This is a genomic window from Allobosea sp. Root483D1 (assembly GCF_001429505.1).
GTDB lineage: Bacteria > Pseudomonadota > Alphaproteobacteria > Rhizobiales > Beijerinckiaceae > Allobosea.
This window is the reverse complement of the sequence record NZ_LMJW01000021.1, coordinates 25,081-40,772: the sequence shown is the minus strand read 5'-3', so window position 1 is coordinate 40,772 and position 15,692 is coordinate 25,081. Positions and strand designations below refer to the sequence as shown.

The 15,692-nt window shown below is 67.5% G+C and carries 18 protein-coding genes; 12 read left to right on the top strand and 6 right to left on the bottom strand.

Translation table 11 applies throughout. The features are described from left to right. The first annotated feature begins 56 nt into the window (after positions 1-56). The 3 genes from ASE66_RS22555 (at position 57) to ASE66_RS22545 (ending at position 2,078) form a co-directional block, all read left to right on the top strand. The gene (locus tag ASE66_RS22555; RefSeq protein ID WP_057192012.1) at positions 57-1,106 is read left to right on the top strand and encodes an aldo/keto reductase; all 1,050 of its coding nucleotides are present in this window, start codon (positions 57-59) and stop codon (positions 1,104-1,106) included. A gap of 88 nt (positions 1,107-1,194) precedes the next feature. Continuing rightward, positions 1,195-1,773 carry an RNA 2',3'-cyclic phosphodiesterase gene (gene thpR / locus ASE66_RS22550; protein ID WP_057192011.1) on the top strand — a complete coding sequence of 193 codons (579 nt, stop codon included), beginning with the start codon at positions 1,195-1,197 and terminating at the stop codon, positions 1,771-1,773. 2 nt (positions 1,774-1,775) lie between these two features. Continuing rightward, positions 1,776-2,078, top strand: a complete 303-nt coding sequence (locus ASE66_RS22545; RefSeq protein WP_057192010.1) for a 4a-hydroxytetrahydrobiopterin dehydratase — start codon at positions 1,776-1,778, stop codon at positions 2,076-2,078. A 48-nt stretch (positions 2,079-2,126) separates the two neighbouring features. Here the strand turns inward: ASE66_RS22545 and ASE66_RS22540 are convergent, their stop codons facing one another. The 3 genes from ASE66_RS22540 to ASE66_RS22530 all read right to left on the bottom strand — a co-directional run bounded on the left by ASE66_RS22540 (position 2,127) and on the right by ASE66_RS22530 (position 4,798). Beyond that, a complete protein-coding gene (locus tag ASE66_RS22540; protein WP_162262526.1) occupies positions 2,127-3,290 on the bottom strand; it encodes a GNAT family N-acetyltransferase in 1,164 nt (387 codons plus the stop codon). A 17-nt stretch (positions 3,291-3,307) separates the two neighbouring features. Further along, complete coding sequence (locus ASE66_RS22535) at positions 3,308-3,961, bottom strand: DUF6875 domain-containing protein (protein ID WP_057192008.1); 654 nt, start codon at positions 3,959-3,961, stop codon at positions 3,308-3,310. Between the two features lie 87 nt (positions 3,962-4,048). Beyond that, positions 4,049-4,798 carry an RluA family pseudouridine synthase gene (locus ASE66_RS22530; protein WP_057192007.1) on the bottom strand — a complete coding sequence of 250 codons (750 nt, stop codon included), beginning with the start codon at positions 4,796-4,798 and terminating at the stop codon, positions 4,049-4,051. On the opposite strand from ASE66_RS22530, the gene ftsY reads away from it, so the two are divergent. After that, positions 4,777-6,030, top strand: a complete 1,254-nt coding sequence (ftsY, locus tag ASE66_RS22525) for a signal recognition particle-docking protein FtsY (protein WP_082613664.1) — start codon at positions 4,777-4,779, stop codon at positions 6,028-6,030. The genes ASE66_RS22530 and ftsY overlap by 22 nt on opposite strands. After that, on the top strand, positions 6,027-6,650 hold the full coding sequence (locus ASE66_RS22520) for a septation protein A (RefSeq protein WP_057192005.1): 624 nt from the start codon (positions 6,027-6,029) through the stop codon (positions 6,648-6,650). The genes ftsY and ASE66_RS22520 overlap by 4 nt, the downstream gene beginning before the upstream one ends. Positions 6,651-6,703: 53 nt before the next feature. Here the strand turns inward: ASE66_RS22520 and ASE66_RS22515 are convergent, their stop codons facing one another. Continuing rightward, a complete protein-coding gene (locus ASE66_RS22515) occupies positions 6,704-7,489 on the bottom strand; it encodes an SDR family NAD(P)-dependent oxidoreductase (RefSeq protein WP_057192004.1) in 786 nt (261 codons plus the stop codon). Positions 7,490-7,660: 171 nt separating this feature from the next. Between ASE66_RS22515 and ASE66_RS22510 the strand changes: the two genes are divergently transcribed. Further along, a complete protein-coding gene (locus ASE66_RS22510; RefSeq protein ID WP_057192003.1) occupies positions 7,661-8,041 on the top strand; it encodes a YkvA family protein in 381 nt (126 codons plus the stop codon). A gap of 4 nt (positions 8,042-8,045) precedes the next feature. Here the strand turns inward: ASE66_RS22510 and ASE66_RS22505 are convergent, their stop codons facing one another. Next, positions 8,046-9,017: an NADPH:quinone oxidoreductase family protein gene (locus tag ASE66_RS22505; RefSeq protein ID WP_057192002.1), complete on the bottom strand. Its 972-nt coding sequence runs from the start codon at positions 9,015-9,017 to the stop codon at positions 8,046-8,048. Positions 9,018-9,325: 308 nt separating this feature from the next. On the opposite strand from ASE66_RS22505, the gene ASE66_RS22500 reads away from it, so the two are divergent. The 4 genes from ASE66_RS22500 to ASE66_RS22485 all read left to right on the top strand — a co-directional run bounded on the left by ASE66_RS22500 (position 9,326) and on the right by ASE66_RS22485 (position 12,177). Further along, positions 9,326-9,871, top strand: a complete 546-nt coding sequence (locus ASE66_RS22500; protein ID WP_156412284.1) for a hypothetical protein — start codon at positions 9,326-9,328, stop codon at positions 9,869-9,871. A gap of 181 nt (positions 9,872-10,052) precedes the next feature. Further along, the gene (gene rlmN, locus ASE66_RS22495; protein ID WP_057192000.1) at positions 10,053-11,276 is read left to right on the top strand and encodes a 23S rRNA (adenine(2503)-C(2))-methyltransferase RlmN; all 1,224 of its coding nucleotides are present in this window, start codon (positions 10,053-10,055) and stop codon (positions 11,274-11,276) included. A gap of 1 nt (position 11,277) precedes the next feature. Beyond that, entirely contained in the window at positions 11,278-11,763 is a 486-nt protein-coding gene (locus tag ASE66_RS22490) for a hypothetical protein (protein WP_057191999.1), read from the top strand. Positions 11,764-11,823: 60 nt separating this feature from the next. Next, positions 11,824-12,177 carry a hypothetical protein gene (locus ASE66_RS22485; protein WP_057191998.1) on the top strand — a complete coding sequence of 118 codons (354 nt, stop codon included), beginning with the start codon at positions 11,824-11,826 and terminating at the stop codon, positions 12,175-12,177. A gap of 8 nt (positions 12,178-12,185) precedes the next feature. On the opposite strand, the gene ggt is transcribed toward ASE66_RS22485, so the two are convergent. Beyond that, positions 12,186-13,946, bottom strand: coding sequence for a gamma-glutamyltransferase (gene ggt, locus ASE66_RS22480; protein ID WP_057191997.1), 1,761 nt, complete (start codon positions 13,944-13,946; stop codon positions 12,186-12,188). A 181-nt stretch (positions 13,947-14,127) separates the two neighbouring features. Here ggt and ASE66_RS22475 point away from each other — a divergent pair, with 181 nt between their 5' ends. Together ASE66_RS22475 and ASE66_RS22470 are read left to right on the top strand one after the other, a co-directional pair. Then, complete coding sequence (locus tag ASE66_RS22475) at positions 14,128-14,694, top strand: LemA family protein (protein ID WP_244495030.1); 567 nt, start codon at positions 14,128-14,130, stop codon at positions 14,692-14,694. A 205-nt stretch (positions 14,695-14,899) separates the two neighbouring features. Further along, positions 14,900-15,691, top strand: coding sequence for a TPM domain-containing protein (locus tag ASE66_RS22470; RefSeq protein WP_057192066.1), 792 nt, complete (start codon positions 14,900-14,902; stop codon positions 15,689-15,691). Position 15,692: the final 1 nt, after the last annotated feature.

The window sequence follows — 15,692 nt, the reverse complement described above, 5'->3', positions numbered from 1 at the left end:
ATCACTTCAGTCATGCGCGGCGCGTTCCGATGCGCCCGCCATCGGAGCCTTTCGCCATGGAATACCGCCGTCTCGGCCGCACCGACCTGAAGGTCTCGGCGATCTGCCTGGGCACGATGACCTGGGGCCAGCAGAACACCGAGGCCGAGGGCCATAAGCAGATGGACTACGCGCTCGACCAGGGCGTGAGCTTCTTCGACACGGCCGAGCTCTATTCGATTCCGCCCAAGGCGGAGACGCAAGGCTCGACCGAGCGGATCATCGGCAGCTGGTTCAAGGCGCGCGGCAATCGCGACAAGGTGATCCTCGCCTCCAAGATCGTCGGCCGCTCGGCCAATGACTGGTTTCGCGACGACAAGGGTCCGACCCGCGTCAACCGCAGGCAGATCGAGGAGGCCGTCGACAAGAGCCTGAAGCGGCTGCAGACCGACTATATCGACCTCTACCAGATCCATTTCCCCGACCGGCCGATGCAGTGGGGCTCGAACCCGACGCGCTTCAACCAGGGGGCGTTCGAGCAGGCGCAGGACGAGACGCCGTTCGCCGAGCAGCTCGACGCCTTCGCCGCAATCGTCAAGGCCGGCAAGATCCGCCATCTCGGCCTTTCCAACGAGAGCGCCTGGGGCACGATGAGCTTCCTCGCCGAGGCGAAGGGGCGGCTGCGCGTGCAGTCGATCCAGAACGCCTACAACCTGCTGAACCGGACCTTCGAGACGGCGCTGGCCGAGATCGCCATGCGCGAGCAGGTCGGGCTGCTCGCCTATTCGCCGCTGGCCCAGGGCTACCTCTCCGGCAAATATCTCGACGGCGCCCGGCCGGCGGGCACGCGCACCACGCTGTTCGACCGCGCCCAGCGCTACCAGACCGAGGGGTCGGAAGAGGCGATCAAGGCCTATATCGCGCTCGCCCGTGAGGCCGGGCTCGATCCCGTGCAGATGGCGCTGGCCTTCGTGACCTCGCGCTGCTTCCTCACCTCGAACATCATCGGGGCGACCAGCATGGAGCAACTCAGGACGGCGATCGGCTCGGCCGAGGTCACGATCTCGCCCGAGCTAGTGGCGCGGATCGACGCGATCCATCAGCGGGTCGGCAATCCCTGCCCATGAGCCGGATGCAGAGCCGGCTTGTCGGCAGTGGCGCATGATGCAAGGCTGCCGTCTCGCCAGAGTCACAAATGCTTGGCACTGATTCGTCATGCCCCGGCTATTCACCGCCCTGGAAATTCCCGCTGACGTCGCCTCGAGCCTGACGCTGCATCGCGGCGGATTGGCTGGCGCCCGCTGGATCGAGCCCGCCGACTATCACATCACCTTGCGCTTCCTCGGCGATGTCGACCGGCGCATGGCCCATGACGTCGACAGCTTCCTCAACGATGTCGGCAGCGAGCCGCTGACGATCACGCTCGATCAGCTCGGCAGCTTCGGTGGCGACCGGCCGCGCGCGGTGTTCGCGCGCGTCCAGCCCTCGCAAGGGCTCAACGAATTGCAGGCTGATCTGGAGCGGCTGATGCGGCGGCTCGGCCTGCCGGCCGAATCACGCAAGTTCACGCCGCATGTGACCCTTGCACGCTTGCGCGACGGCTCGCCGATCGATGTCGCACACTATCTCACCACGCACCCGATCGTGCAGCCGATCAGTTTCACGGCACGGCGGTTCGCGTTGATGTCCTCGCGTGATTCGATCGGTGGCGGTCCTTATGTGCTGGAGGCGGCCTATCCGCTTGGGCTGCACTATCCGAATCGCCCTCTCGGCGCGGTTTCGCAGCGGAGGTGACAATGGGACATGATCGGCCGAAGCGCCTGAGCCCCGAGGCCCGCAAGGAGGCGTTGTCGATCCTGACCGGGTGGACGCTGGTCGAAGGCCGCGAGGCGATGAGCAAGCGCTTCGTCTTCCGCGACTTCAACGAGGCGTTCGGCTGGATGAGCCGCGTCGCATTGCTGGCGGAGAAGCTCGACCATCACCCGGAATGGTCGAACGTCTACAAGACGGTCGAGGTGACGCTCATGACGCATGATGCCGGCGGCCTGACCGAGCTCGACGTCAGGCTGGCGCGCGCCATGGACGCGATGGCGAGCTAGTCGCATCGGCCCGGAAAATGGGTGCCGGTTTTCGGATAAGCCGAGGCCTTAGTTTGCGAAGCGTCGCACCCAGCCCGCCGGCAGGCGCTTGGCGATCGCCTTCAGCGTCGGGCGCAGATGCGGCAGCGCGACATCGCAGGCGAGCTGCCCGCGCCAACTCAAGGGCACGGTGAAATCGCGCACCGGCACGGCCCCGTCGGCATGCTCGTGCTTGTAGGGATCGGCCGGCGCCAGCAGATCGAAGATCGAGTTGCCGCGCGCCCTGGCGCTGGCGAAGGCATGGTGGATCAGCACCCGGCCGAGGCCTTCCCGCTCGAAGGCGGGATCGCTGGCGATGACATGGCCGAAGCTGCGGCCCTTGCAATCGAAGGACAGGTCGATCCCGACGGGCCGGTCGTCGCAGGTCACGACCGAGAGGCGCAGGCCCGTATCCTCGCTTCGGTCGGCGGCGACAGCCGCGAAGAAGCGCCCGAAGCGTGGATTCAGGATCGCGGGAGCGACGATACCGTGCTGGGCGAGGGAGGCGCGCTTCATCGCCACCGCCTGCTCGGCCAGCATGGCCGCCTCGGGCCCGGGCTCCTGATGGGCGAAGGCGATCTCGCCGCGCTCGGCGAGCCGGCGCAGGCGGCGGCGATAATTGGAGCGGTCGCGCGCCGGGTAGACGAGGCTCGGCCCATCCGGCGTGACGCGCAGGCCGAGGTCGGCGAACGGCGCCTCCTGGCTCACCACCGGCGCGACGGTCCCGAGCCGGCCGCAATGGGCAAGTGCCGCGTCGGCCCGGACCAGGCGTAGTTCGACGAGATCGACACCGCGCCGGCGCAGCGCCTCCCAGCCTCGTTCCAGCCAATGCTCGCGCTTCGGGCCGGCCTCGATCAGGACATCGCCGAACTGTGCCACCGGCGCGCCCATCAGGCGCACCAGCTCCAGGCCGAGGCGGCGCCGGCGCTCCAGCGGCCAGAGCATGACGAGGCGGCCTGCCTCGCGGCCTACGAGGAGGCAAAGGCGATCATCGGCGCCGAGATAGTGGTCGCACCAGTGCCGCAGGAAGGCATGATTCTGGAAAAGCTGATGCGGCAGGCCGGCGCGGGCGAAGAGCGCATCCCATTCCGGCTTCAGGGCAAGGAAAGCGTCGCGGCCGGAGAGGATCTCGACGGAGAAGCCGGCAGCGGTCTCGCCGCCGGGCGAGAGCGATCTTTCCGAATTCCGACGCATGGACTTGGCGGGCATGCTCAACCCTGGCCGCGGAGGTGGTCGATCAGGCGCTTTGCCCCCGCCAGCCGGAATTTCGCGAGATAAGGGGCGAGCAGCAGCGGATGCCGGGCTGCGAAGGGCGCATCGTGCTCGACCATGTGGCGAATGGCGAGGACGGGCAACGGCGCCCGCAAGGGCCGGAAATCGCGGTTCCACAAGCCCGGCGCTTCAGAGCCCCCATACATCAGCCCGATCATGCGGCCGCGCGAGAGGGAATAGAATTTGTGGCGCTTCTGGACGCGCTGCAGCATCGCGACGCCGCGCGCGTCGGCGCAGTTCGGGAAGCCGACGATGACGGTGCGGAAATGCACCATGCCGGGCTTGCAGGGAATGGCGTCGAGCGCACCGAAACTGCCGCGGATCAGGGCGAAGGCGCGCTCCTCCTCGTCCGGCCCGGCCGTGCAGATGGCGAGCCGCGCCGTGTCGATGCGGGCGGCCTGGCGCGTGAAGGGGCAGACGGCGCCGGTGCGGCCGAGATCGGGATGCTCGCGCATCAGATAGCTCTCGACCCAGTCCAAAAGCGTGGCGAGCGCGGCGTTAGCCCCGGCATCGGCAGCGATGTCGACCCGCGCCTGCGCGAAGGTCAGCAGCGCATCGCGCGCTTCCGCCGTTCTCGCCACCTTATCCAGCATGAGAAACCCCGTGGGCCAGTGCAACCGGGGATAGCAGATGCGCCTTAGGGAATGGTTGACGAGGTCTTGTCGTCGGTCGCGGCGGCGTTAGGGTTTAGGAAAGCTTGTCGCCGCGGACCAGCCGCAGGCCGCGAGCGCCGCGTGCATATGCTGTGGTGGCGGGGCGGCGACTGTCACCGGCTCGCGCTTCGGATTGAGCGGAATCGCGATGCTTTGCGCATGCAGGTGCAAGCCCGGACCGGCATCGCGTGGCGCCGAACCGTAGATTTCGTCACCATGAATCGGCCCGAAGCTTGCGGCGCAGTGCACGCGCAATTGGTGCGTGCGGCCGGTCAGCGGCTCGAGCGCCAGCCAGGCGATGGCGGTGCCGTTGACATGGCCGCGGCCGAGCACGCGGTAGCGTGTCTGCGAGGGCAGGCCGTCCGGGTCCGGTTTCATCCACCAGCCGCGTTCGGGCGAGCGCTTCCCCAGAGGCAGGTCGATCAATCCTGCGTCCTCCGCGGGGTCGCCTTCGACGACCGCCCAATAGGTTTTCTCGATGCGGCCATCGCGAAATAGCTGGTTGAGCTGCGCCATGGCACGGGGATGCCGGCCGAGCACAAGGCAGCCGGAGGTGTCCTTGTCGAGCCGGTGCGCCGCTTCCGGCCGGCGCGGCAGGCCGAAGCGCAGGGCGTCGAGATGATCGGTCAGCACCGGGATGATGCGGCCTTTCGCCGCCGGGCCGCGATGCACGGGAAGCCCCGCGGGCTTGTCGATGACGAGCATCATCGCGTCGCGATGCAAAAGCGCGAAGGGCAGGTCGTCCTGCGAAAAGGCTGGTCGCTCGGGGCTCGTCATGGCATTGCGCTAAACATGACCGCAGGGCGGTGCAACCCCAAGCGTCGCCGCTTACGGCGGCGGGACGAGCGATGAGCGAGACCGAACCGAAGAAACGCGGCTTCTTCTCGAAGCTGTTCGGACTGGACCAGGCAGAGGTGCGGCCGCCGGAACCGGCGCCCATCCCGCATCCGGAGCCGCCAGCCGAGCCCGCGGCCGAGATCGTGCCCGAAGCCGAGCCGGAGGCGCCGCTCGCGCCCGAAATCCTGCTCGGCGAGGATGCGCCGCTGCCGATCGTGGTGGCTGAGCCGGAACCGGTGCAGCCGAAGCGTAGCTGGTGGCGCCGGCTGCGCGATGGCCTGTCGCGCACCTCGTCGGCGCTGACGACCGGCATCAGCGACCTTTTCACCAAGCGCAAGCTCGATGCGGCGACGCTGGAGGACCTGGAAGACATTCTGATCCAGGCGGATCTCGGGCTTGCGACCTCGGCCCGCATCGCCAAGGCCGTCGGCGAGGGGCGCTACGACAAGCAGATCGAGCCCGAGGAGGTGAAGACGATCCTGGCCCGCGAGATCGAGACGATCCTGACCCCGGTCGCCACCCCGCTTGCGATCGACGCCACCAAAAAGCCGTTCGTGATCCTGATGGTCGGGGTCAACGGCTCGGGCAAGACGACGACGATCGGCAAGCTCGCGGCCAAGTTTCGGGCCGAGGGCAAGTCGGTGATGCTGGCGGCGGGCGATACTTTCCGCGCGGCGGCGATCGAACAGCTCAAGGTCTGGGGCGAGCGTACGGGTGCCGAAGTCATTTCCGGCCAGCAGGGCGCCGATGCGGCCGGGCTTGCCTTCGAGGCGCTGCAGAAGGCCAAGGCCGGGGGCACCGACGTACTGTTGATCGACACGGCCGGGCGGCTGCAGAACAAGACGGGGTTGATGGACGAACTGGCCAAGGTGGTGCGGGTGATCCGCAAGCTGGATCCCGAGACGCCGCATGCGGCGCTGCTGGTGCTCGACGCCACCGTCGGCCAGAACGCGGTCAGCCAGGTCGAGGCCTTCCGCGACACGGCCGGCGTCACCGGGCTGGTGATGACCAAGCTCGACGGCACGGCGCGCGGCGGCATCCTCGTGGCGTTGGCGGCCCAGTTCGGCCTGCCCGTGCATTTCATCGGCGTCGGCGAGAGCGTCGACGACCTCGAACCATTCTCGGCGCGTGATTTCGCCCGCGCCGTGGCAGGGCTGGGAGAAGCGGCATGAGTGGGACGGCGGCGAGCCCGAGCAAGGCAAAACCGATCAATCCGCTCCTCAAGCTCGCGCTCGAGTTTGGGCCGTTGGCGATCTTCTTCTTCGCCAATTCCTATGGCGACCGCTGGTTCGGCGTCGCCGAGGACCGGCGCATCTTCGTCGCCACCGGCATCTTCATCGCGGCCTCGCTGATCGCGCTGGCGTTGTCGAAGATCGTGATGAACCACCTGCCGCGCATGGCGATCGTCAACGCGGTCGTGGTGACGGTTTTCGGCGGGCTGACGCTGGCGCTCGACGACGCCTTCTTCATCAAGGTCAAGCCGACCATCGTGAACGCGCTGTTCGGCTGCATCCTGCTCGGCGGGCTCTATTTCGGCCGCTCGCTGCTGGCGCTGGTGCTCGACAGCGTCTTGCAGCTCGACGCGGAGGGCTGGCGCAAGCTGACCTTGCGCTGGGGCCTGTTCTTCTTCGTCCTCGCCGTGCTGAACGAGGTGGTCTGGCGCACGCAGACCCAGGATTTCTGGGTCGCGTTCAAGGTCTGGGGCGTGATGCCGCTGACCATGATCTTCGCGCTGGCCCAGACGCCGCTGATCCTAAAGCACGAGATCAAGCGGCCGGAAGCAGCGGAGTAAGGGCGGGCGTCATTCTCGGGCGAAGCGCAGACCCGAGCATGACGTGCTCGCCTCTATTTCGGCGCGAGCCTGATCGCACCGTCGAGACGGATCGCGGTGCCGTTCAGCATGTCGTTCTCGACGATGCTCTTGACCAGTGCGGCATATTCCGAGGCCCGGCCGAGGCGCGAGGGATGCGGAACCGAGACGGCGAGCGAGGCGCGGGCATCGTCGGGCAGGCCGGCGAACATCGGTGTCTCGAACAGACCGGGCATGATCGTGACCACGCGGATGCCGACGCCGGCGAGATCGCGGGCGACCGGCAGCGTCAAGCCGACCACGCCGGCCTTTGAGGCGGCATAGGCGGCCTGACCGATCTGGCCGTCCTCGGCGGCGACGGAGGCCGTGCAGACGAAGACGCCGCGGCCACCATCCTCGGTGATCGGATCGAGGCCGGCGAGCGCCACCGCCGATTTGGCGATCAGCCGGAAGGTGCCGGTCAGGTTGATCGCGACCGCTTTTTCGAAAGTGGCGAGGTCATGGGCGACGAGCTCGCCGCTGTCGCGCTTCTTCGAGACGACGCGGCGGCCGGGCGCGATGCCGGCGCAGTTGACGACGATCCGGGCGACGCCATGGGCGGCGCGCGCCTTCTCGAGGGCCGCGTCGACCGATTGCTCGCTGGTGACGTCGCAAAGGCAGAACAGACCGCTAATTTCTTTGGCAATGGCTTCGCCGCGCTCGGCGTTGAGATCGAACAGCGCGACCTTGACGCCATGGCCGGCGAGCATGCGGGCCGTGCCCTCGCCGAGGCCGGAGGCGCCGCCGGTGACGATGGCGGCGATGGAGGAGTCGAGTTTCATGGCGTTCCTCGCGTCTTTTGACATTGCTGCATCGGCTTTAGAGGCGCGATGCTCGGTATCCAAGAGGGTCCGACGTGCGATTCTGAGTCGATCCCTTGTGCAGCCCTTCATGCGGGGCCACATTTTTGCGTCGACGGCGGGCTAGAACTGGCCTGCCAAGGGAGAGGACGGATGAGCGACAGCTTCGGTTTCGGACAGAGTTTCACGCGCGAGGAGATGGCGGCGATCCGCAAGAGCCTGCGCGACGAGGCGCGCTTCGGCTCCGAGTTCCTCGGCCGGCTGAAGCGGATGGCGAAGCGCATCCCCTTCGCCGAGGATCTGCTCGCGGCTTTCGTCTGCACGCGCGACCCGTCGACGCCGCGGCGCGTCAAGCTGACGCTGCTGGCGGCGCTCGGCTATTTCGTGCTGCCGCTGGATGCGATTCCCGATGTGATGCCGCTGCTCGGCTTCACTGACGATGCCGCGGTGATCGCGGCGGCGCTGGCCGCCGTCGCCGGCTCGATCACGCCGGAGCACCGCGAGAGGGCCAAGGAGATGCTGGCCGATCTCTGATCGGTCAGGGAACCAGCACGACCTTTCCCTGGACCTTGCGGCCGGCGATCAGCGCGAGCGCTTCCGCCGCCTGCTCCAGGGGATAAGCGCCGTGGACATGGGCGCGGATTTGCCCGGCTGCGGCCCAGGCGAGCAGTCGCTCCATATTGGCGCGATGTCCGGCCGGATCGCGCCGGACGAAATCGCCCCAGAACACGCCGCGCAGGTCGCAGCCCTTCAGCAGCAGGAGGTTGAGCGGGATCTTCGGGATCTCGCCGCCGGCGAAGCCGACGACGAGATAGCGCCCGCCCCAGCCCATCGAGCGCAGCGCCGGCTCGGCGAGTGCGCCGCCGACCGTGTCGTAGAGCGCGTCGAGACCGGCGGGAGCGAGGCGCCGCAGCCCCACCCGGAGATCGTCGGCAGCGTAGTCAATCGCCTCCTGCGCGCCATGCTCGCGGGCGAGCGCGAGCTTTTCCGGCGAGGAGGCGCAGGCGACCACCCGCGCGCCGAGCAGGGCGCCGATCTCGACCGCGGCTAGGCCGGCCCCGCCGGCGGCGCCGAGGATGGCGAGCGTTTCGCCTGGCGCGATCCCGCCGCGCTGGATCAGCCCGTGCATCGCCGTGCCATAGGTGACGAAGAGGCCGGCGGCCTGATGGTCGCTGAGCTTGTCGGGAATCCGGATCGCTGCCTCGATCGGGACGACGACCGTCTCGCGTGCTGCGCCATGGCCGAGCCAGGCGGCGACGCGCTCGCCGACCCGCCAATCGGTGACGCCGTCGCCGACGGCACTGACCACCCCGGCGCATTCGGCCGAGGGCGAGAACGGCAGAGGCGGCTTCACCTGGTAGCGGCCCTGGATCACCAGCGTGTCGAAGAAATTGAGCGCCGCGGCCGTGACCCGGATCGCGATCTCGCCGGGGCCTGGCTTCGGCTCGGGCAGGTCGCGGATCACCAGGGTCTCAGCCGGTCCGAGGGCTTCGCACAGCAGCGCCTTCATCGATCCTCCATCCCATCAGGCCGGTCTCTTCGCATCTGCACAAGGCTGACACAGGCGCAAGCCGAACGGAACCAGCTCGGAGCTCTTCCTAAACTATTGAAGGAGAAGGCGTCGTCCCTTTGGCGCAGCTGCAGCGGACGTTCGCATTTTCGCCAGGATCGTGACATCCTATCCGACGCGTTGCGTCAATCCGGATCGCCGATCCCGCGCATTCTCCATTCGGCGTTAAGGTTTTTGTTGGTTACTGGCGATCCATGATTCGCATTTCGGCTCCCTCTTCCGCCCCGCTCCCGCTCCTGGCCGCTGCCATGCTCGGCCTGGCGGTCATCAGCTTTGCGGCCGTTCCGGCGCAGGCCCAGCGCGCTCCAGCCGCCAAGCCGGCGTCGGCGAAGCCCGCCGCGGCCGGCGGGCAGGGCCAGGCGCTGCTGCTCGAAACCGCCGGCAAATGGCAGGCCTTCTCCTCGCAGCAGGGTCGCTCGAAGATCTGCTACGCCCTGTCCAAGGCCGAGACCCGCATCCCCGCCAATCTCAAGGATGTCGAGGGCCTGCTGTTCATCTCCAGCCGCCCGGGCGAGGGCGTGCGCAACGAGATCAGCCTCGTGATGAATTTCGACCTCAAGGAAGATGTCGAGCATCAGGCGATCATCGGCAGCGACCGCTTCGCGCTGGTCGCCAAGGGCCAGAATGTCTGGCTGAAGAACCCGGCCGAGGAAGGCCGCATGCTCGATGCGTTGCGCAAGGGCTCCGGGCTCGAAATCAAGGGCACCTCGAAGCGCGGCAATCCGACCAGCGACAAGTATTCGCTCGCCGGCATCTCGCAGATCGTCAAGCGGGCCGAGGACGCCTGCAAGTAGATCGCGGCGCGCCCTTTCGGGCGCGAAGTAGCGATCGAACACTTTGATGATGCATCGGATTTATCCGAAAAGTGGGTTCCACTTTTCGGTCCGATGCCCAGGACGATTTCGCGATAGGCCGCTCTCGTGCTATGAGGCGGCCAATTCCGGGCGGGAAGCGCCCGCTATGAGCCGAGTTCCGATGAATCTCTCTGTTGCTGAAGCCGCCTCTCCGGCGGCCGAACCTGTTGTGCGGCGGCCTTCATTGGCCGGGCGCACGCGCGCCGGTCTGGATGCGGCCCTGGCCGAGATCGGCATTCCCGAGAAGGAACGGCGCATGCGCGTCGGCCAGCTCTGGAACTGGATCTACCATTTTGGCGTCCGCGACTTCGCTGAGATGACGACGATCGGCAAGGGCTTGCGGGCCCAGCTCGCCGAACATTTCACGCTCGATTTGCCGGAAGTCACCGCCGAGCAGGTCTCCAGCGACGGCACCCGCAAATGGCTGCTGCGCATGGCCCCGACCGGCCCGCGCGATCGCGGCGCCGAGATCGAGTGCGTCTATATCCCTGAGGTCGATCGCGGCACGCTCTGCGTCTCCAGCCAGGTCGGCTGCACCCTGACCTGTACTTTCTGCCATACCGGCACGCAGCGGCTCGTCCGCAATCTCACCACCGAAGAAATCGTCACGCAATTGATGGTGGCGCGCGACCGGCTCGGCGATTTTCCGCATCGCAGTGCACCCGAGGGCGCCTTCGTTCCCAATGATGGCGGGCGCTTCGTCTCGAACATCGTCTTCATGGGCATGGGCGAGCCGCTCTATAATTTCGACGGCGTGCGCGATGCGATCGGCGTGATCACCGATGATCAGGGCCTGTCGCTCGGCCGCCGGCGCATCACCGTCTCGACCTCGGGCGTGGTGCCGCAGATCGGCCCGCTCGGCGACGAGATGGGCACGATGCTGGCGATCTCGCTGCATGCGGTGCGCGACGAATTGCGCAACGAACTGGTGCCGCTCAACAAGAAGTACCCGATCAAGGATCTGCTCGAGGCCTGCCGGAACTATCCCGGCCTGTCGAACGCCAAGCGGATCACCTTCGAGTACGTCATGCTGAAGGGCGTCAACGACAGCGACGCCGAGGCGCGCGAGCTGGTGCGCCTGCTCAAGGGCATTCCGGCCAAGATCAACCTGATCCCGTTCAATCCCTGGCCCGGCACGCGCTACGAATGCTCGGATTGGGAGCGGATCGAACGCTTCTCCGAGATCGTCTTCAAGGCGGGCTATGCCTCGCCGGTGCGCACGCCGCGCGGACGCGACATCCTCGCCGCCTGCGGCCAGCTCAAGAGCGAGACCGAGAAGCTCTCGGCCCGGGCCCGGCTGATGCTGGAGCAGGACGAGGCCGAAACCACAGCGGTCGCGCACTGACATGCTGCGCTGGCTGCTGCTGATCCCCTTCGCGCTGCTGTTTGCGATCGGCTTCGGCCTGGTCGCGCTGATGATCGCCGGCGTCGCCTCGCCCGATCTCGGCCTGCTGATCGGTGGCGGCTTCGAGCGCCTGCTCGCGACGCTGTTCGACCAGGCCGAGCGCGGCTTCGATCCCGGCCCGACGGCGCAGGCGGCCTTTTCGCTGCTCGGCCGACTCGGCTTCGCCATCCTGGTCCTGCCGGTGGTGCTGGTCGCGGTCGGGTCCGAGCTCTTCCGCCTGCGCAGTGGTTTGATCCAGAGTGGCCTCACCGGCCTGCTGGCGGCACTGCTGCCCCTTGCCATGCTCGGAATGACCAGAACGCCGAGCGCGCGTGAGCTGCAGGTCGTGGCAGCGCTCTTCCTGGTCGGCGCCGCCACAGGCTTTGTCTACTGGGTCATTGCCGGACGCGGGGCGGGCGGCGAGCCGAGGCGGCCCGAGCGGGCCTGATCTGGACAAAACCCGTCTGACTTCGCCAAATCTGGCATCGTCACCATGATGGGGGATGCCATGCTCCGCTACGCCTTGCTCATCAGCCTCTCGTCGCTCGGCCTGATTCACACTGCAGCTGCCCAGCAGCCCGCTTATGCCGGCCGCTGGGCCAGCGAAGCCGGGTGGTGCCGCAACAAGCTCGGCACCACCGACGAGATTCCGATGCGCTTCACGGCGCGCGGCGTCGAGGGTTTCGAATTCGCCTGCACCTTCGACAAGGTCGGTGGCGGCAACGGTCGCTGGGACATTGCAGCGACCTGCCGCGGCGAAGGCATGACTGAGAAACGCCGGATCAATCTCAGCCGGGACGGCGACGTGCTGGTCTGGTCGGAGCGCGGCAAGCCCTCGCGACGCTTGTCACGCTGCGGGTAGCGTCGGCTTCAATCGCCGATCGCGACGCCCTCGCGACGCCCATCGGCGCCGCCGAGATAGCCTTCCGGCGTCTTGACGATCGCCTGGATGCCCGAGGTCATCTCGATCAGCCTGATCTCGTGACCCTTGGCCTCCAGCGCGGTCTTCCAGCTTTCCGCCTCGCTGCTCTTCTCCAGCTCGGTCGGGCCGTTGCGGTTGCCGAAATTGGCGAGGTCGACGGCGCGCTGCGGGTCCATCTTCCAGTCGAGCAGCGCGACCAGCGTCTTGGCGACATAGCCGATGATCTGGCTGCCGCCGGGCGAACCGGTGACGGCGTAGAGCCGGCCGAAGGCGTCGAAGACGATGGTTGGCGCCATCGACGAGCGCGGGCGCTTGCCAGGCTCGACCCGGTTGGCGACCGGCTTGCCGTCCTCGGCGGGTGCGAAAGAGAAATCGGTCAATTCGTTGTTGAGCAGGAAGCCGCCCTTGGTCATCAGGCGCGAGCCGAAGCCGTCCTCGATCGTCGTCGTCATCGACACCGCATTGCCGGCGGCGTCGATCACCGAGATATGGCTGGTGCCGTTCTCGATGCCCTCGGAGGGCGCGAGCAGGAGCGCGCGCTTGTTCGGCGGGTTGCCGGCGGCGGCCTTGGCCATCGCCCTGTCGGGGCTGACCAGCATAGCGCGCTCGTGAACATAGCCTTCGTCGATCAGGCCCTGGGTCGGGACGCTGACGAAGGCGGGGTCGCCGAGATAGAGAGCCCGGTCGGCGAAGGCGAGCTTGCCGGCCTCCGCGAACATATGCGCGGCTTCAGCGCCCGCACCGAGACGGGCGATGTCCTTCGTCTCCAGGATGCCGAGGATCTGCTGCACGGCGATGGCGCCCGAACTCGGCGGGCCCATACCGCAGAGCGTATAGGCGCGGTAGCGGCCGCAGAGCGGCGCGCGCTCCTCGACCTTATAGTCCTTGAGGTCGTCGAGCGTGATATCGCCGGGATTGTCCTTGTGGCCGGTCACTGTCGCGACGATGTCTTCGGCGATCGCGCCCTCGTAAAAGGCGTCGGCGCCGCGGCCGGCGATAGCGCGGAGCGTCGCGGCGAAGGCGGGATTCTTCAGGATGGTGCCGACCGCTCTCGGCTTGCCGTCGGCCTCGTAGAAATAGGGGGCGGCCTGGGCGTCCTTGCCGAGGTTCTTTTCCAGCGCGAGCAGGCCGCCCAGACGCGGCGAGATCGCAAAGCCCTCCTCCGCCAGCTTGATCGCCGGGGTGAAGACTTCGGCCCAGGGCAGCTTGCCCCAGCGCCGATGCGCCTCCTCGAGCAGCCTGACCGTGCCGGGCACGCCGACAGAGCGGCCGCCGACGACGGCGTCTGCGAATTTCATCGGCTTGCCGTCGGCGCCGAGGAAGCGCTCGGGGTTCGCGGCTTTCGGCGCGGTCTCGCGCCCGTCGAGCGTCGTCAGCTGGCGGCCGGCCTCGTCCCAATAGACGAAGAAGGCGCCGCCGCCGATGCCCGAGCTCTGCGGCTCGACCAGGTTGAGCACGAGCTGGATCGCGATCGCCGCATCGGTCGCGCTGCCGCCGGCGCGCAGGATCTCGCGGCCGGCCGAGGCGGCGAGCGGGTTGGCGGCTGCGGCCATGTAGCGCTGCGCCGTGCCGAGCGTCTTGGCGGTGCGGCCGGTCGCGGCTTCCGGCGCTGGCGCCATGGTCTGGGCAGGGGCTGCGGTTGCTGCGGCGAAGCAAAGGCCGAGCGCTATGATCGAGCGGGTAGCGAATGCGGACGATGTAAGCTGCATGGCCCACGCCTCCTCGTTGGCTGCACAGACTAGCCTGCTTGCCGGCCTACGCGCCATGCTTGTGGCGTTGGTTTGCTCTGCCTCGCGGCGCAGCTATGGTCGAAACCTGATTTGTCCTGCCTAGCCGAAGGGGTTCGTCATGGTGCTCTCGCAGTCTCCGGTGTTTCGCCGGCCCCTCGTCATGCTGCTGGTCGGGCTGTTCGGCCTGGTTTTGGCGGGCTGCGGCTACAACAACGTGCCGACGCTGGAGGAAAAGGCCAAGGCGGCCTGGGGTGAGGTGCAGAACCAGTATCAGCGCCGCGCCGATCTGATCCCCAACTTGGTCGAGACCGTGAAGGGTTACGCCCAGCAGGAGCGCGAGGTTCTGACCCAGGTGATCGAGGCACGCGCCAAGGCGACGCAGGTCAAGGTCGACGCCTCGACCATCACCGACCCCGCCAAGTTCAAGGAATACCAGGACGCGCAGAACCAGCTCAGCGGCGCGCTGGGGCGCCTGATGGTGACGGTCGAGCGCTATCCCGATCTCAAGTCGAACCAGAACTTCCTGGCATTGCAGTCGCAGCTCGAGGGCACCGAGAACCGGGTCGCCGTCGCCAGACGCGACTACATCCAGGCGGTGCAGGCCTTCAACACCGAGATCCGGACCTTCCCGGGCGTGATCTGGGCCCGCCTGTTCTGGGGCGCCAAGCCGATGGAGAGCTTCTCGGCGACGGCCGGCGCGGAGCGGCCGCCGGCGGTGAAGTTCTGACTGCCAGCGTTCCGTGAGCTCTATCGGTCGTGATGAGGCGCGAGGAACCCCTCTCCCGTGTGGGAGAGGGGCAGGGGTGAGGGACCGCCCTTTCCGGATAGGGAGCAGCGGCGTGGTTGTGCCTTCTGCGGATAGCGCAGGCCCTCATCCGACGCTCCGCGCCACCTTCTCCCATTCGGGAGAAGGGAAGAGGCGCGCTCGCCCGATCGTTTCGGCGTGGCTTTCGCTACTTTTCTTCCTCCTCATCCCCTTCCTCGCGGCCGCGGCCGAGCCCAATTACCCCGCCCTGACTGGCCGCATCGTCGACAATGCAAACCTGCTCAACGCCGAGGCTTCCGCCCGGATCGAGCAGAAGCTCAGGGCGCATGAGGAGAAGACCAGCGATCAGGTCGTGGTCGCGACTCTGCCCTCGCTGCAGGGCTACCCGATCGAGGAGTTCGCCAACGGCCTGTTCCGGGCCTGGAAGCTCGGCGACAAGGCGAAGAACAATGGCCTGCTGCTGCTGGTGGCGCCGAACGAACGCAAGGTGCGCATCGAGGTCGGTTATGGGCTCGAGGGCGCGCTGACCGATGCGCTCTCCAAGGTGATCATCACCACCGCGGTCGCGCCCAAGTTCAAGAACGGCGATTTCGCGGGGGGTATCGAGGGCGGCGTCGACGCGATCCTGTCGATCCTGACCGGCGATGCCGAGGAATGGCAACGGCGGGCGCAGATTCGCAGCGACGAATCCTCCTGGGTCGAGACCGCCGCGGTGATTTTCGTCATGATCATGGTGTTCATCCTGATCGTGAGCTTCATGCGGGAGCTCGGCCGCTCTTCCGGCGGCTCGCGCCGGCACCGGACGCGGGACGGCCGCTGGATCGTCCTGCCGCCCTCCCGCGGCTCGGGCTGGGGCGGGGGCTCTTCTTCGGGCGGCTTGGGAGGCGGCTCGGGCTCGGGCGGGTTCTCGGGTGGTGGTGGCTCGTCCGGTGGTGGCGGTGCCTCGGGGGATTGGTGAG

Bases quoted from the DNA above. Each gene is read 5' to 3' on its own strand.
- ASE66_RS22555 (WP_057192012.1), top strand. From the start codon at position 57: ATGGAATACCGCCGTCTCGGCCGCACCGACCTGAAGGTCTCGGCGATC.
- thpR (WP_057192011.1), top strand. From the start codon at position 1,195: ATGCCCCGGCTATTCACCGCCCTGGAAATTCCCGCTGACGTCGCCTCG.
- ASE66_RS22545 (WP_057192010.1), top strand. From the start codon at position 1,776: ATGGGACATGATCGGCCGAAGCGCCTGAGCCCCGAGGCCCGCAAGGAG.
- ASE66_RS22540 (WP_162262526.1), bottom strand. From the start codon at position 3,290: ATGCGTCGGAATTCGGAAAGATCGCTCTCGCCCGGCGGCGAGACCGCT.
- ASE66_RS22535 (WP_057192008.1), bottom strand. From the start codon at position 3,961: ATGCTGGATAAGGTGGCGAGAACGGCGGAAGCGCGCGATGCGCTGCTG.
- ASE66_RS22530 (WP_057192007.1), bottom strand. From the start codon at position 4,798: ATGACGAGCCCCGAGCGACCAGCCTTTTCGCAGGACGACCTGCCCTTC.
- ASE66_RS22520 (WP_057192005.1), top strand. From the start codon at position 6,027: ATGAGTGGGACGGCGGCGAGCCCGAGCAAGGCAAAACCGATCAATCCG.
- ASE66_RS22515 (WP_057192004.1), bottom strand. From the start codon at position 7,489: ATGAAACTCGACTCCTCCATCGCCGCCATCGTCACCGGCGGCGCCTCC.
- ASE66_RS22510 (WP_057192003.1), top strand. From the start codon at position 7,661: ATGAGCGACAGCTTCGGTTTCGGACAGAGTTTCACGCGCGAGGAGATG.
- ASE66_RS22505 (WP_057192002.1), bottom strand. From the start codon at position 9,017: ATGAAGGCGCTGCTGTGCGAAGCCCTCGGACCGGCTGAGACCCTGGTG.
- ASE66_RS22500 (WP_156412284.1), top strand. From the start codon at position 9,326: ATGCTCGGCCTGGCGGTCATCAGCTTTGCGGCCGTTCCGGCGCAGGCC.
- rlmN (WP_057192000.1), top strand. From the start codon at position 10,053: ATGAATCTCTCTGTTGCTGAAGCCGCCTCTCCGGCGGCCGAACCTGTT.
- ASE66_RS22490 (WP_057191999.1), top strand. From the start codon at position 11,278: ATGCTGCGCTGGCTGCTGCTGATCCCCTTCGCGCTGCTGTTTGCGATC.
- ASE66_RS22485 (WP_057191998.1), top strand. From the start codon at position 11,824: ATGCTCCGCTACGCCTTGCTCATCAGCCTCTCGTCGCTCGGCCTGATT.
- ggt (WP_057191997.1), bottom strand. From the start codon at position 13,946: ATGCAGCTTACATCGTCCGCATTCGCTACCCGCTCGATCATAGCGCTC.
- ASE66_RS22475 (WP_244495030.1), top strand. From the start codon at position 14,128: ATGCTGCTGGTCGGGCTGTTCGGCCTGGTTTTGGCGGGCTGCGGCTAC.